The 12,295-nt window shown below is 70.3% G+C and carries 12 protein-coding genes; all 12 read right to left on the bottom strand.

Annotated elements, in window-relative coordinates; translation table 11 throughout:
- Window positions 1–55: 55 nt before the first annotated feature.
- Window positions 56–757 (bottom strand): nuclear transport factor 2 family protein, encoded by a 702-nt coding sequence (locus QSK30_RS29385; protein WP_285507779.1) that lies wholly within the window; start codon window positions 755–757, stop codon window positions 56–58.
- Window positions 758–771: 14 nt separating this feature from the next.
- Window positions 772–1,266 carry an Rv1363c family protein gene (locus QSK30_RS29380; protein ID WP_285507777.1) on the bottom strand — a complete coding sequence of 165 codons (495 nt, stop codon included), beginning with the start codon at window positions 1,264–1,266 and terminating at the stop codon, window positions 772–774.
- Window positions 1,263–2,459, bottom strand: a complete 1,197-nt coding sequence (locus QSK30_RS29375; protein WP_285507775.1) for an MCE family protein — start codon at window positions 2,457–2,459, stop codon at window positions 1,263–1,265. The genes QSK30_RS29380 and QSK30_RS29375 overlap by 4 nt, the downstream gene beginning before the upstream one ends.
- Complete coding sequence (locus QSK30_RS29370; RefSeq protein ID WP_285507773.1) at window positions 2,459–3,508, bottom strand: MCE family protein; 1,050 nt, start codon at window positions 3,506–3,508, stop codon at window positions 2,459–2,461. The genes QSK30_RS29375 and QSK30_RS29370 overlap by 1 nt, the downstream gene beginning before the upstream one ends.
- Window positions 3,508–4,512 carry an MCE family protein gene (locus QSK30_RS29365; protein WP_285507771.1) on the bottom strand — a complete coding sequence of 335 codons (1,005 nt, stop codon included), beginning with the start codon at window positions 4,510–4,512 and terminating at the stop codon, window positions 3,508–3,510. Before QSK30_RS29365 ends, QSK30_RS29370 begins: the two co-directional genes overlap by 1 nt.
- Window positions 4,512–5,504 carry an MCE family protein gene (locus tag QSK30_RS29360; RefSeq protein WP_285507769.1) on the bottom strand — a complete coding sequence of 331 codons (993 nt, stop codon included), beginning with the start codon at window positions 5,502–5,504 and terminating at the stop codon, window positions 4,512–4,514. The genes QSK30_RS29365 and QSK30_RS29360 overlap by 1 nt, the downstream gene beginning before the upstream one ends.
- Window positions 5,501–6,529, bottom strand: coding sequence for an MCE family protein (locus QSK30_RS29355; protein WP_285507766.1), 1,029 nt, complete (start codon window positions 6,527–6,529; stop codon window positions 5,501–5,503). Before QSK30_RS29355 ends, QSK30_RS29360 begins: the two co-directional genes overlap by 4 nt.
- Entirely contained in the window at window positions 6,526–7,755 is a 1,230-nt protein-coding gene (locus tag QSK30_RS29350; RefSeq protein WP_285507765.1) for an MCE family protein, read from the bottom strand. The genes QSK30_RS29355 and QSK30_RS29350 overlap by 4 nt, the downstream gene beginning before the upstream one ends.
- Window positions 7,752–8,591: an MlaE family ABC transporter permease gene (locus tag QSK30_RS29345; RefSeq protein WP_502871902.1), complete on the bottom strand. Its 840-nt coding sequence runs from the start codon at window positions 8,589–8,591 to the stop codon at window positions 7,752–7,754. The genes QSK30_RS29350 and QSK30_RS29345 overlap by 4 nt, the downstream gene beginning before the upstream one ends.
- 1 nt (window position 8,592) lies before the next feature.
- Window positions 8,593–9,315, bottom strand: a complete 723-nt coding sequence (locus QSK30_RS29340; RefSeq protein ID WP_285507838.1) for an MlaE family ABC transporter permease — start codon at window positions 9,313–9,315, stop codon at window positions 8,593–8,595.
- A 68-nt stretch (window positions 9,316–9,383) separates the two neighbouring features.
- Window positions 9,384–10,520 (bottom strand): ABC transporter ATP-binding protein, encoded by a 1,137-nt coding sequence (locus QSK30_RS29335; RefSeq protein ID WP_285507764.1) that lies wholly within the window; start codon window positions 10,518–10,520, stop codon window positions 9,384–9,386.
- Window positions 10,521–10,575: 55 nt separating this feature from the next.
- The gene (locus QSK30_RS29330) at window positions 10,576–11,736 is read right to left on the bottom strand and encodes a hypothetical protein (RefSeq protein WP_285507763.1); all 1,161 of its coding nucleotides are present in this window, start codon (window positions 11,734–11,736) and stop codon (window positions 10,576–10,578) included.
- Between the last annotated feature and the right edge of the window lie 559 nt (window positions 11,737–12,295).

Here is a 12,295-nt window from a genome sequence, read left to right as displayed (position 1 = left end):
CGTGGAATGGCACGGGCGCCGCTTTCACATTTTCACCGCGGTCGGAGGATATTCGTCACCGGGGTACGAGTGCGGAAATACGCCAGCGCCCGTCGACTTTCTCGGCCGTGATGCTCAGTTGGGCGCCCGCGGTCGTGGCCTGCCCGTTGTCGCCGCGGGTGGCCGCCTGGTCGAGGAAGACCAGGAGGGTGGCGCGGTCGCCGTCGAGCACCGAGACGCCGGAGAGCACGACGTGTGAGCGCAGGACCAGTTGTTGGGCGGGAGCCTGCTCGCGCACCTGGCGGAACAGCTGCTCGTACTGGGTCTTGGCCGCACCGGTGAGCAGATCGCCTGCGGCGGCCTCGGTGGCGGCGGTGTCGGTGTACGAGTAGGAGAAGACCCTCTCCACCGCGTCCCGCACCTGGGTGCTGACCTCAGCGGTGGCGCCGGTGTCCACAAGCGCTGCATTGCCACCGGAATCGCGCGCCTGGAGCGCCAGCCAGGTGCCCGCGGCGGACACCAGGAGGGCAAGGGCGACCAAGACCCACGGCAGTACCCGCCGACGCACCGCGTCCGCGCCGGAGGCTGCTGGGTCAGCCTCGACCAGCTCGTCCGTGTCGGAAGCGTCGAGATCCTCAGTGACCACGACGTCGGCGGGCGCAGCGGTGTCCACGGCAACGGCTTCGGCGGGGGTGGGCGGCCTGCCCGGACTGGGGCGGCGGATGCCGGTGCCCGCCACCACCGGGCGGCGGCGGACGGCGGCGGGGCCGGGGCGCATCGGGTCTCCCTCGCTCAGGTGGTGACCGGGACCTGGGCCAGCGCGCTGAGCCGCCAGCCGGTCTCGGTCCGGGTGAGCTCGGCCTGGAACCGGCCACGCTTGGTGGTGGCCTGGCCGCCGTCGGGGACGACCACCGTCTCGACGGCCGCGAGGACCTCGGCGGTGCCGCGCGCGGTGTCCAGCTCGGTGACGGCGGCGTCGACCACGCGGCCCTCGGTGACGGTCTTGGCCGCTTCGATGCGTTGTCTGCTGCTGTCCCTCGTGCGGGTCAACTCGTCGTGCAGGGTGCCGGTGGACGAGGCCAGCCAGCGGTCCAAGCCCTGGTCGGCCTGGCGGTAGTCCAGGGTGTTGAAGGTGGCCACGGCCTGCCGGGCGGTGGCCAACACCTCGTCCCGGGTGGCGCCCTGGTCGGTGCCACGACCGAGGTACCCGGCGCCCGCCCAGGCCGCGAAGCCCAGCGCGGCCGCCAGCAGGAGCGCGGCGAGGGTGGTGGACCGCTTCGACGTCACGGGTTCAGCTCCAGGAGTTGGCTCAGCGAACTGCGCAGCCCCGGCGAATCGGCCGAGCCGCCGTAGTCGGCGGGGCGGACCGCGGGCGGCACGCCGCCGGAGGGCGCGTTCTGCGACCCGCGCACGTTGCCGCTCGCCGGCGCCAGCGCGCACCGGGCGTTGGTGTTGAACGGCGCCGCCGAGGTGTCCAGGCCGTTGCGGTAGCGCGTCCCCTCGTAGCCCGCCGTGCACGGCAGCGGGTCGAAGAAGGTCGTGGCCAGGCCGAGGTGGGCGCCGTCGGGGCGGATCACGTCGTTGGCCGCCGCGACGGCCTGCGGGGTGACCACCAACAGCTGTTGCAGCCCCGCCTGCCGGGTGACCAGCACGTTGGACGTGGTGAGCAGGTTCGCCAGGAGCACGCCCAGCGTCGGGCCGGTCTCCTTGAGCAGGGCGCTCACCTCCTGCGCCGCGGCGGGGGCGCTGCCCAGCAGGGTGCGCAGGTCGCCGTCGGAGCGGCCGAGCTGCTCGGCGATCAGCCTGGTGTTGCCCGCGAAGTCCTTGATCGCGGCGGCACTGGCGACCTGGGTGGCCAGCACGGTGCCGGAGTCGGTGATCAGCGAGGTGGTCTGCGGCAGGTACTCGGTCGCGAGCTTGGTGAAGCTGTTCGCCGAGTCCAGCAGCGCCTGCAGGCTGGGCCCGGTTCCCTGGGTGGCCAGGTAGAGCTCGTCGACCACCGAGCGCAGGTCCTCCTTCGGCACCGACTCGACCAGCCGGTCCAGGTTGAGCAGCACGGTCTCGCTGGGCAGCGGCAGTCGGGTCGCCACCCGCGGGATGACCGAGCCGTCGGCGAGGTAGGGCTCACCGTCGCGGTGCGGGCGCAGGTCGAGGTACTGCTCGCCGACCGCGGACCGGTTGGCCACCACCGCTTCCACGTCTCTGGGCACCCGCGGCGCGTCGTCGCGGACGCGCAGGTCGACCTCGACGCCGTCGTGCACCAGGTGCAGGGCCTCGACCCGGCCGATGCCGACGCCCCGGTAGGTGACCTCGGCGTTGGTGAAGATGCCGCCGGAGTCGGCGAGTTCGACCTTCACCACGTACCCGGTGACGCCGAAGAGGGTGTCCAGCCCGGCGTAGCGGGCGCCGACGTAGCTCACCCCGACCAGCGCGATCAGCACGAAGACCGCGACTTGGGCCCGGACCCGTCTGGTGATCATCAGCCCGTCCCTCCCGGCGTGTCGGTGGCGGGCAGCGGCAGCGGCGCCGAGGCGGGGCGCGCTCCCGGGCCCTTGGTGGCGGAGTCGAACTGCAGGTAGGTGTTGATGTAGTCGCCCTTCACGGCGTTCATCGCCGAACTCGGGAAGGGGAAGGTGAACAGCAGGTCCATGGCCTGCGGGAGCTTCTGCCCGGCCTCGTTGAGCTTGCGCAGCGTGGGTTCCAGGGCCCGCAGGTCGGCGACCAGGTCCGCGCGGCTGCGGTTGACCGTGTCGGTGGCGACGCCCGAGAGCGAGTCCAGCGCGGTGAGCATCTTGACGAACTGGCCGCGCTGGTCGGAGAGCACCTGGATGCCCGGGCCGAGGCCGTCGAGCAGGCCCGCGATCTGCTCCTTGCGCGCGCCCAGCGAGGTCGACAGCCGGTCCAGGCTGTCGAGGGCGCGGGTGATCTCGGTGCGGTGGGCGTCCAGACCGCCCGCGAAGGTGTCCAGGTTGGTCAGCAGGGCGCGGATGTCGCCGGTGTTGCCGCCGAGGGCGTTGTTGAGCTCGCGGGTGATCTGCTGGAGCTGGCCGACGCCGCCGCCGTTGAGGAGCATCGACAGGGCGCCGAAGACCTCTTCGATCTCGGGGTTGCGGTTGGTGCGTTCCAGCGGGATGTTGGCGCCGTCGGTCAGCACGCCGTCCCGGGCCTCCGCGACCGGGTCGTCGAGCTCGACGAACTTCTCCCCCAGGACGCTGGACTGGCGGAGCCTGGCCAACGCGGTGCCGGAGAGCCGCACGGAACCGTTGACGGCGAGGGTGACCTTGGCCGAGCGGGCGTCCGGCGCCAGGTCGATGGCCTCGACCTTGCCGACGGTGACGTCGTCGACCTTGACGCCGGACTGGGGAACCAGGTCGAGCACGTCGCGGAACTCCGCGGTCACCCGGTACGGGTGGTCGCCCAGGTCCGCGCCACCGGGGAGGTCGACGTCGTAGAGACCGGAGCCGCAGCCGGAGAGCAGCAGCCCGGCGAGGGTGAGCGGGACCACTCGTGGCAGTCGTCGGGCGTTCATCAGTTGCCCCCGGCGACAGCGGGCAGCGGCAGCATCGAGTACTCGTTCAGGTTGGCCCGGCCGTCGATGGTGCGGGTGGCCGGGTCGTAGGCGTTGAGCAGGTTGCTCAGCGCCAGCGGGGTGGCGTCGAGCGCCTCGGACAACGACGCCCGCTGGTCCACCAGCAGCTTCGTCGTGCCGGCCAGCTTGTCCACATTGGACTTGATCCGGCCGCGGTTGTCCTTGATGAACCCCTGGACCGTGCCCAGCGCGATCGCCAGCTCGTGCAGCGCCGCGTCGAAGTTGGCGCGCTCGTCAGCCAGGAAGCCGGTGACCGTCGAGAGCTGGTCGTTGACCTCGCGGACCTGCTTGTCGTTGGCCGCCAGCACCGCGGTGAACTTCGACAGACCATCCACTGTGGAGAACAGGTCGTCCTGGGAGCCGTTGAGCGTGCGGGCGAGGTCGCCCAGGTCGCGGAGGGTCTGGCCCATGTCGGCGCCGTTTCCCCTGAGGTAGTCCTCGCTCGTCTTGATCAGATCGGTGAGGGCGCCGTTGGAGTTGGCCCCCTGCGGCCCCAACGCCGTCGCGAGGGTGTTGAGGTTGCTGAACAGCTCGTCCAGCTCGACCGGGACCACGGTGCGGTTCACCGGGATCACCGCGCCGTCGGCGATGCGCTTGCCGGTGGGGGCCACCGGCGCGAGTTGGACGTAGCGGTCGCTGACCAGGCTCGGGGTCACCACCAGCGCCGTGGCGTCCGGCGGGACGGGGGCGTCGGCGTCGATGGTCATCGAGACCTTCACGTTGGCGCCCTGGGGTTCCACGGCGTCGACGGTGCCGATCGCGACGCCCAGGACGCGGACGTCGGAACCGGGGTAGAGCCCGACGGCGGCGGCGAAGTACGCCGTCACCGAACGGGTCTTGCCCTTGTCGAACAGGGCGACCGTGCCCGCCGCCAGCACGAGGATCGCGACCGCGGTGAGGGCGGCGGCGCGCAGCAGGCGGAACCGGCGCTTGGTGGTGGGCATCAGCGGCCTCCGGGCGTGGGCGGGACGCACCCGGCGGTCCCGTTGGCGGCCGGGATGAGGCCGCAGATGTAGGTGTCGATCCAGTGCCCGCTACCCACCGAGTTGCCGATGAGCCGGTAGAACGGGCCGGCCAGGCGCAGGCTGCGGTCGAGGTTGTCCTGGTTGCGCTGCAACACGGCCGTGACCCGGTCCAGCTGCTCCAGCGCGGGGCCGAGCTGGGCCTGGTTCTCCGCGACCAGGGCGGAGAGCTGCTTGGACAGGTCGCGGGTGCCGGTGAGCAGGCCGTGGATCGCCTCGCGGCGCCGGGCGAACTCGCCGAGCAGGGTGTTGCCGTCCTTGATCAGCGCGGCGAACTGGTCGCCGCGGTCGGCGAGGGTCTTGCTCACCCCACTGGTGCTCTCCAGCAGCTTCTTCAGGTCCTGGTCACGGGAGGAGATCGTGTGCGAGAGCTTGGACAGGCCGTCCAGCGCGGTGCGCACGCTCTCCGGCGTGGTGGCCGAGAACGTCTGCGACAGCGTCTCGAAGCTCTGCGCCAGCTGCTTGGTGTCGATCTCCCCGGTGGTCTTGGCCAGGTCGCCGAAGGCGTCGTTGACGTCGTAGGCGGTGACGGTGCGCTCCTGCGGGATCGGTGTGTCCGGGTCGAGCTCGTTGGCGCCCAACGGGTCCAGCGCGAGGTTCTTCTGACCGAGCAACGTCTTGATCTTGATGGCGGCCACCGTCTGGTCGCCCAGCCAGACGCCCCGGGCGCGGAAGGTGACCTTGACGTAGGTGCTCTCCAGCTCCACGGCGGTGACCTTGCCGACCTTGACCCCGGCGACCCGGACCTCGTCGTCGGGCTTGAGGCCCGCGGCCTCGCGGAAGTGCGCGGTGTAGGTGGTGCCGCCGACGACCGGCAGCCGGTCCCAGTTGAACACCACCAGCCCGACCAGGACCATGACCACCGCGCCGACGACGCCGACCTTGACCGTGTCGCGCTCCCGGAACGGTTTCACGACCGGCACCTCGCATCCGTGACCGGGATGCCCACGTCGCCGGGCGACTGCCCCTGGGCGGGTGGCACGTCGGTCGTCGCCGAGCACAGGTAGAAGTTGAGCCACGAGCCGTAGGACGCGGTGCGCCCGATGGCCTCGTACTTGACCGGCAGGTTCGCCAGGAACCGCTCGAACTCGGGGGTGTTGTCCGCCAAGGTCTTCGACAGCGTGCCCAGGGCGTCGATGTCGCGGCGCAGCGGCTCGCGCCCCTGCTCCAGCAGGCCCGCGGTGCTGGTGGTGAGCGCGGAGATGCCGTCGATGGCCTCACCGATCGGCTTGGCGTCCTCGGCCAGCCCGGAGACCAGTTGCTGAGTGGTGAGCACCAGGCTGGAGAGCTGGTCGTCCTTGTCGTTGACCTGGGCCAGCACCGTGTTCAGGTTGCCGATCACCCGGCCGATGACATCGTCCTTCTGCGCCAGCGTCGTGGTCAGCGACCCGATGTGCTGCAACAGGTTCTCCACGGTGCCGCCCTCGCCCTGCAACACCTGCACGACCTCGAGCGAGAGCTTGTTGACCTCCTGCGGCGAGAGCGCCTGGAAGAGCGGCTTGAAGCCGTTGAACATGGCGGTGAGGTCGAGCGCGGGCCGGGTGCGCTCCAGCGGGATGGTGGCGCCGGGGGTCAGCGCGCCCGACCCACCGCCCTGGTCCAGGGCGATGTAGCGCTGGCCGATGAGGTTGCGGAACTTCACCGTGGCGGTGACCGTGGGCGCGAGCACCCAGCGCCGGTCGACGTCGAACTCGACCTCGCTGAACCGCCGGTCGACCACGCTGATGTCCTGCACCTGGCCCACCCGCACGCCCGCCATCCGGATGTCGTCGCCGGTGTTGAGCGAGGTGACGTCGGAGAAGCGCGCCCGGTAGGTGACCGTGTCGCCGCTGCCCTTGTTGGCGATGGTGACGGCCAGCAGCGCGGTCGCCAGCACCGTGACCACGGTGAAGACCAGCCCCTTGACCAGCGGGCCGCGCACGTCCTTGAGTCCACTCACGACAGGTCCACCTCGGCTCCGCGCAGCAGGGGCCCGACCAGCAGGCTGCTCCAGCCCGGGATCTCCCCCGGCGACACACCCTCGACCGGGGCCAGCAGCTCACTGATGAACCGCGCCTCCTCGGGCGAGTTCGCCACCCCCAGTCCGTCCTGTGTGTACGCGGCCGGGGTGACCGCGCCCGTGCTCAGACCGGCCGCGTAGCACCGCGGGCCGCCGGTGGCGTTGTACGACGGCCGGTCGCGGCCGGGCTGGTAGGCGCCCCGTCCGGGTTTGACGGTCAGCGTCACGTGCAGGCCGGGTTGACCGGTGCCCACGCCCAGCGCCTTGTCCACCGACGTCCGCAGCTTGGCGACCGCGTCGGTCAGGCAGGGGAACTCCGGGGAGTAGCGGGCCAGCAGCTCCAGCGTCGGGCGGCTCGCCGCCGACAACCCGATCAGCGTCGGGCGGTTGGCCCGGACGAACTGGTCGAGGTCGGTCGCGGTGCTGGTCAGGGTCCCGAACAGGGCGGCGACCTGGTCCTTCTGCTCGGCGAAGGTCTTGGTCGTGGTGGTCAGGCCGTTGAGCGCGTCGACGATGTCCGGGCCCGCGTTCTCGTACACGGCGAAGGTGTCCGCGAGCTTGGTGATGTCCTGCTGGATCTGCGGCATCTGCGGGTTGAGCTTGTCCAGGTACTGGTTGAGGGTCACCAGGGTCTCCCCCAGCGGCTTTCCCCGGCCCTCCAACGCTTGCGACAACGCGCCGAGCGTGCTGGACAGCTTCTGCGGCTGCACGGCCTGCAGCACCGGCAGCAGGTCCTTGAGCGCCTTCTCGACCTCGATCGCCCGGGTCGTGGTGTCCTGGTGGATCACGTCGCCCGCGGCGAGCGGCCGGGCCGGGCTGACGGGCACGACCAGGCTGACGTAGCGCTGGCCGAACAGCGTCTTGGGCAGCAGCCGCGCGGAGACGTTGCTGGGCAGCAGTTCCAGCTTGTCCGGGTCGATGGCCAGCTCCACGGCGACCCCGTCGCCGGTGGTGCTCACCGAGCGGACGCTGCCGACGACCATGCCGCGCACCTTCACGTCGGCGTTGACCTTGAGCTGGTTGCCGACCCGGTCGGCGCGCAGCGTGACCGGCGTGGTGCTGACGAAGTCCTTGTCGTAGATGGCGATCGCCAGCCAGCCCAGTGCGCCGAGCAGCACGATGAACACCACCCCGAGCGCTTGGTCGCGCAACCGCTTGCGGTTCATCCGGCGATCCGCACGGTGGTGCTGGCGCCCCAGATCGCCAGGCTGAGGAAGAAATCCAAAATGGACACCACGACGATAGCGGTGCGCACCGACCGGCCCACCGCCACGCCGACGCCAGCCGGACCGCCCGCGGCGCGGTAGCCGTAGAAGCAGTGCGTGAGGATGATCGCGACGCTGAACACCAGCACCTTCACGAAGGACCAGATCACGTCCTCCGGCGGCAGGAACAGCGAGAAGTAGTGGTCATAGGTGCCCGCCGACTGCCCGTAGACCCCGACGGTGGTGACCCGCGCAGCGAGGTAGGAGGTGAGCAGCCCAATCACGTACAGCGGGATGATCGCGACGAAGCCCGCCACGATCCGGGTGGTGACCAGGTAGGGCATCGAGCGCACCGCCATCACCTCGAGCGCGTCGATCTCCTCGGAGATGCGCATCGCGCCCAGCTGCGCGGTGAACCCGGAGCCGACCGTCGACGACAGCGCCAACCCGGCCACCAGCGGCGCGATCTCCCGGGTGTTGAAGTACGCGGAGAGGAAGCCCGCGAACGCCGAGGTGCCGATCTGGTTCAGCGCCGAGAACCCCTGCAGGCCCACGACCGTGCCGGTGAACACGCTGAGCCCGACCATCACGCCGATGGTGCCGCCGATCACCGCGAGCGCGCCGCTGCCGAAGCTGACCTCGGCCAGCAGCCGGACCACCTCGCGGGAGTAGCGGGTCACCGTGAACGGGATCCAGGCCAGCGCGCGCAGATAGAAGCCGAGCTGGTCGCCGAGCCGCTCGAGCGCGGAGAGCGGGCGCCGGAGGTACCCGCGGTGCCTGCCGCCGAGGATCGCCACCTCATGCCCCCTTCGCCGGGACGAGCTGCAGGTACACCACGCTGATCACGAAGTTCACGAAGAACAGCAGCAGGAACGTGATGACCACCGACTGGTTGACCACGTCGCCGACGCCCTTGGGCCCGCCCTTCGGGTTCAGCCCGCGGTAGGCGGCCACCAGGCCGGCGAGGAAGCCGAAGATCAGCGCCTTGATCTCGCCCACCCACAGGTCAGGCAGCTGGGCCAGGGCGGAGAAGCTGGCCAGGAAGGCGCCGGGGGTGCCGTCCTGCACCACGACGTTGAAGAAGTAGCCACCGCACACGCCGACGACGCTGACCATCCCGTTGAGCAGCGCGGCCACCGCCATCGCGGCGAGCACCCGGGGCACCACCAGGCGGTGGATCGGCGAGACGCCGAGCACCTGCATGGCGTCGATCTCCTCGCGGATCGTCCGCGAGCCCAGGTCCGCGCAGATCGCCGAGCCGCCCGCGCCCGCCACCACCAGGGTGGTCACGATCGGGCTGGCCTGCTGGATCACCGCCAGCACGCTGGCCGCGCCGTTGAACGAGTCGGCGCCGATCTGGGCGGTCAGCGACCCCAGCTGCAGGGTGATCACCGCGCCGAACGGGATGGACACCAGCGCGGCGGGCAGGATCGAGACGCTGGCGATGAACCAGAACTGCTGGACGAACTCCTTGAGCTGGAACGGCCTGCGGAACAGGGCGACCACCACGTCGAGCGCCATCGCGAACAGGTTGCCGAACTCGCGGAACGCGCCGGTGACCGCGCCGCCGATGATCCTGCCCGGGGCGGTCACTGGGCACCGCCTCGGCGCCACGGGCGCGGGCGCGTCTTGGTCTGCTGAACGGGCTGCTCCTGCCGGGCGGGCGCGGGTCGCCGCGCGGGCATCGGGGTGGGCACCGGCAGACCCGCCGTGCGGCGCCGCCAGTCCTGGTAGCGCTCGATGTCGTCGCGGCTGAGGCTGGCGAGGATCCCGTGCTGGGCGGGCTCGGGCAGGGTGTGCAGGATCTGCATGACCCGCTGACGCCTGCGCCGGACGGCGTCGCGCCCCGGCAGGCCGGGGGTGGGCTCCAGCTGCGGCACCACACCGCGCACGTCCTGGTCCGGCGAGCCGTCGTAGGCGGCGGCGCGCTGGTTGGCCAGCTCGGTGGCCATGGTCGCGGAGTCCTTCTCCTCGGACATGCCGATCGGGCCGATCTTGCGGCCGTTGAGGAACTGCTCGACCACCGGCTCGTCGCTGGTCAGCAGCACCTCGCGCGGGCCGAACATCACCAGCTCCTTGCGGAAGAGCATGCCCAGGTTGTCCGGGACGGTGCGCGCGACGGTGATGTTGTGCGTGACGATCAGGATGGTCGCGTCGATCTGCGCGTTGAGGTCGATCAGCAGCTGCGAGAGCAGCGCGGTGCGCACCGGGTCGAGGCCGGAGTCCGGCTCGTCGCACAGGATGATCTGCGGGTCGAGCACCAGCGCCCGGGCCAGCCCCGCGCGCTTGCGCATGCCGCCGGAGATCTCCCCGGGCAGCTTGCGCTCGGAGCCGAGCATGCCCACCATGTCCACTTTGGACATGACGATCCGGTGCACCTCCTTCTCGCTCTTGCGGGTGTGCTCGCGCAGCGGGAAGGCGATGTTGTCGTAGATGTCCATCGAGCCGAACAGCGCGCCGTCCTGGAACAGCACGCCGAAGAGCTTGCGGACCTCGTAGAGGTCGCGCTCGGCGCAGGTGCACAGGTCGACCCCGTTGATCACGACCCGGCCGCGCTCGGGCCGGAGCAACCCGATGAGGCACTTGAGGAACACCGACTTGCCGGTACCCGACGGGCCGAGCAGCACGCTGACCTCACCGGAGGGCAGGGTGAGCGTGACGTCCCGCCAGATGGCCTGCCTGCCGAACGACTTGCTCAGGTCCTCGACGACGACCTCGACACCCATCACACCTCCCACACGTGCGGACGAACCGGACCCGGCACGACGCCGGTCCAGAGATCTAGACCGGCGCGCGGGTGACGAGCTCGTTCTCCAGCTCGTTGCCCGGCCCGGAGACCAGGCCGGTGATCAGCCGGTCGAGGTTCTCGGTGGTGCCGCACCCGGTGAACGCCGGGATCGCGATGGTGGTCTTGAGGACGCTGCGCGACCCGGGCACCACCAGCACCTTGCCCTTGAGGTTGATCCGCAACGGGGTGACCGTGCGGCACTTGTCCCCGACGTTGAGCGGCACGCCGTCCTGGCGGACGTCGGAGATGCGCAGGTTCACCCGCAGGTCCACGTCGATGTCGGCGTTCGAGTTCGGCGTGCCGTCGACGGTCAGGACCGCGGAGCCGGTGGCCTGACCGTCCGGGGTGAGGGTGATGGTGTTGTCCACCGGCATGAACCGGAACACCACCAGGTACGCCTTCGCGGGCGGCAGGTCGAGGTCACCGGTGAGCGGCAGCTTGCCATCCGGCCCGGGGGTGAACCCGATGACCGACCTGAACGAGCCCGGCCCGATGACCACATCGGACTTCAGCTTGGCGATCCGGGTCTTGACCGTGAGGTCGAAGTTGTAGGGCAGACCAGGCGGCAGCTCGGCGAGCGCGGTCACCGGTGCGGCTTTGAGCACCGGCACCTGAGGAGTGGGAGCGGCGGCGGAGACGTTGACGGCGCCCAGCACCCCGGTCCCCGGGTTGGCGGCGCACTCCACAGTCAGACCGCCGACGCGCAGACTCGCCGTGAGGCCACTGAGGTCTACCCGTGCCTCACCCTCGGCCGGGCTGAAAGTGGCGACCTTGCCAATGGCGGTGACCGTGAGATCACCATCCACAGGCAGCGCGGTCTCACTCGCGACCAGATCCTCGACCGGCAGATCGTTCGCTGCTTTCCCCTGGCGCAGAACGAGTTTGGACTTGACGGCGGTGTCCACACTCGGACCACTGGCACGCAGCGCTCGCACGGTGGCGGCGGGAAGGACCAGGCGAGCGGTCGGCTCAACGGTGACCCGCGTACCCGCGACAGCCGACGACGGCACGACGAGACCGAACTCAACGGGGACGTCCACCCGTTCCCCACCGGGCAGCGCACAACCGAAAGTGCCAGGCGCGACGGACTGGTCCGCACTGGCGGTGGTGGCGGTGTAGAACGCGCAGGCGAGCACGACGCCAACAGCGACCAACCGCGCCTGCCTGGGAATCCGGGAAACGTCCATGAGACGAGCACTCACCGCCAGCGAATCCGTGGGAACAGTTGCCGAATACGTCCGAAAAGAGCTGAGAATGAGGCACCGAATACACACTGGGACTACGAGATCGGACGTTACCAGCGGGTCAACATGGTGACAATACCTCGGGACACACCGGCGGACAGGCCGCCATTTCTTGTCACCGAACGCACAAAACCGGGACCAAGTTTGTGCCGACCCCCAGAGCGCCCACCAACCCCGGACACCAGCCACGCACCACCATGGATCCACCGACCGCCACCCACCAACCACAGCGGAGAGACCGAGCCCGCTGGCACCCCAGACCGACCATGGACCCGCCCCCACCACCCATGAGACCGCAGCGGATAGGCCGACCCCGCTGGAAAGCAACAAGATCCCAGCCCGGCTGGTACGCAAGTCCCGTTACGGATGCTCGATCTAGTGGACTCGCTTCGTGTGGGGGGAGAGTGCCGCTAAACTTGCCGTGGGTGGGGATGCCCTTACCCTGCCCTTTTCTCTCCACCGCGGTGCT

Origin of the sequence: Actinokineospora sp. NBRC 105648, assembly GCF_030269645.1 — a bacterium.
Taxonomy (GTDB): Bacteria; Actinomycetota; Actinomycetes; order Mycobacteriales; family Pseudonocardiaceae; genus Actinokineospora.
Note: the sequence above shows the minus strand (reverse complement) of the source record. Positions and strands in the feature narration are given on the sequence as shown.

Coding starts and splice junctions, on each gene's coding strand:
- QSK30_RS29385 (WP_285507779.1), bottom strand. CDS start 757: ATGCGCCCCGGCCCCGCCGCCGTCCGCCGCCGCCCGGTGGTGGCGGGC.
- QSK30_RS29375 (WP_285507775.1), bottom strand. CDS start 2,459: ATGATCACCAGACGGGTCCGGGCCCAAGTCGCGGTCTTCGTGCTGATC.
- QSK30_RS29370 (WP_285507773.1), bottom strand. CDS start 3,508: ATGAACGCCCGACGACTGCCACGAGTGGTCCCGCTCACCCTCGCCGGG.
- QSK30_RS29365 (WP_285507771.1), bottom strand. CDS start 4,512: ATGCCCACCACCAAGCGCCGGTTCCGCCTGCTGCGCGCCGCCGCCCTC.
- QSK30_RS29350 (WP_285507765.1), bottom strand. CDS start 7,755: ATGAACCGCAAGCGGTTGCGCGACCAAGCGCTCGGGGTGGTGTTCATC.
- QSK30_RS29340 (WP_285507838.1), bottom strand. CDS start 9,315: ATGGCGCTCGACGTGGTGGTCGCCCTGTTCCGCAGGCCGTTCCAGCTC.
- QSK30_RS29335 (WP_285507764.1), bottom strand. CDS start 10,520: ATGGGTGTCGAGGTCGTCGTCGAGGACCTGAGCAAGTCGTTCGGCAGG.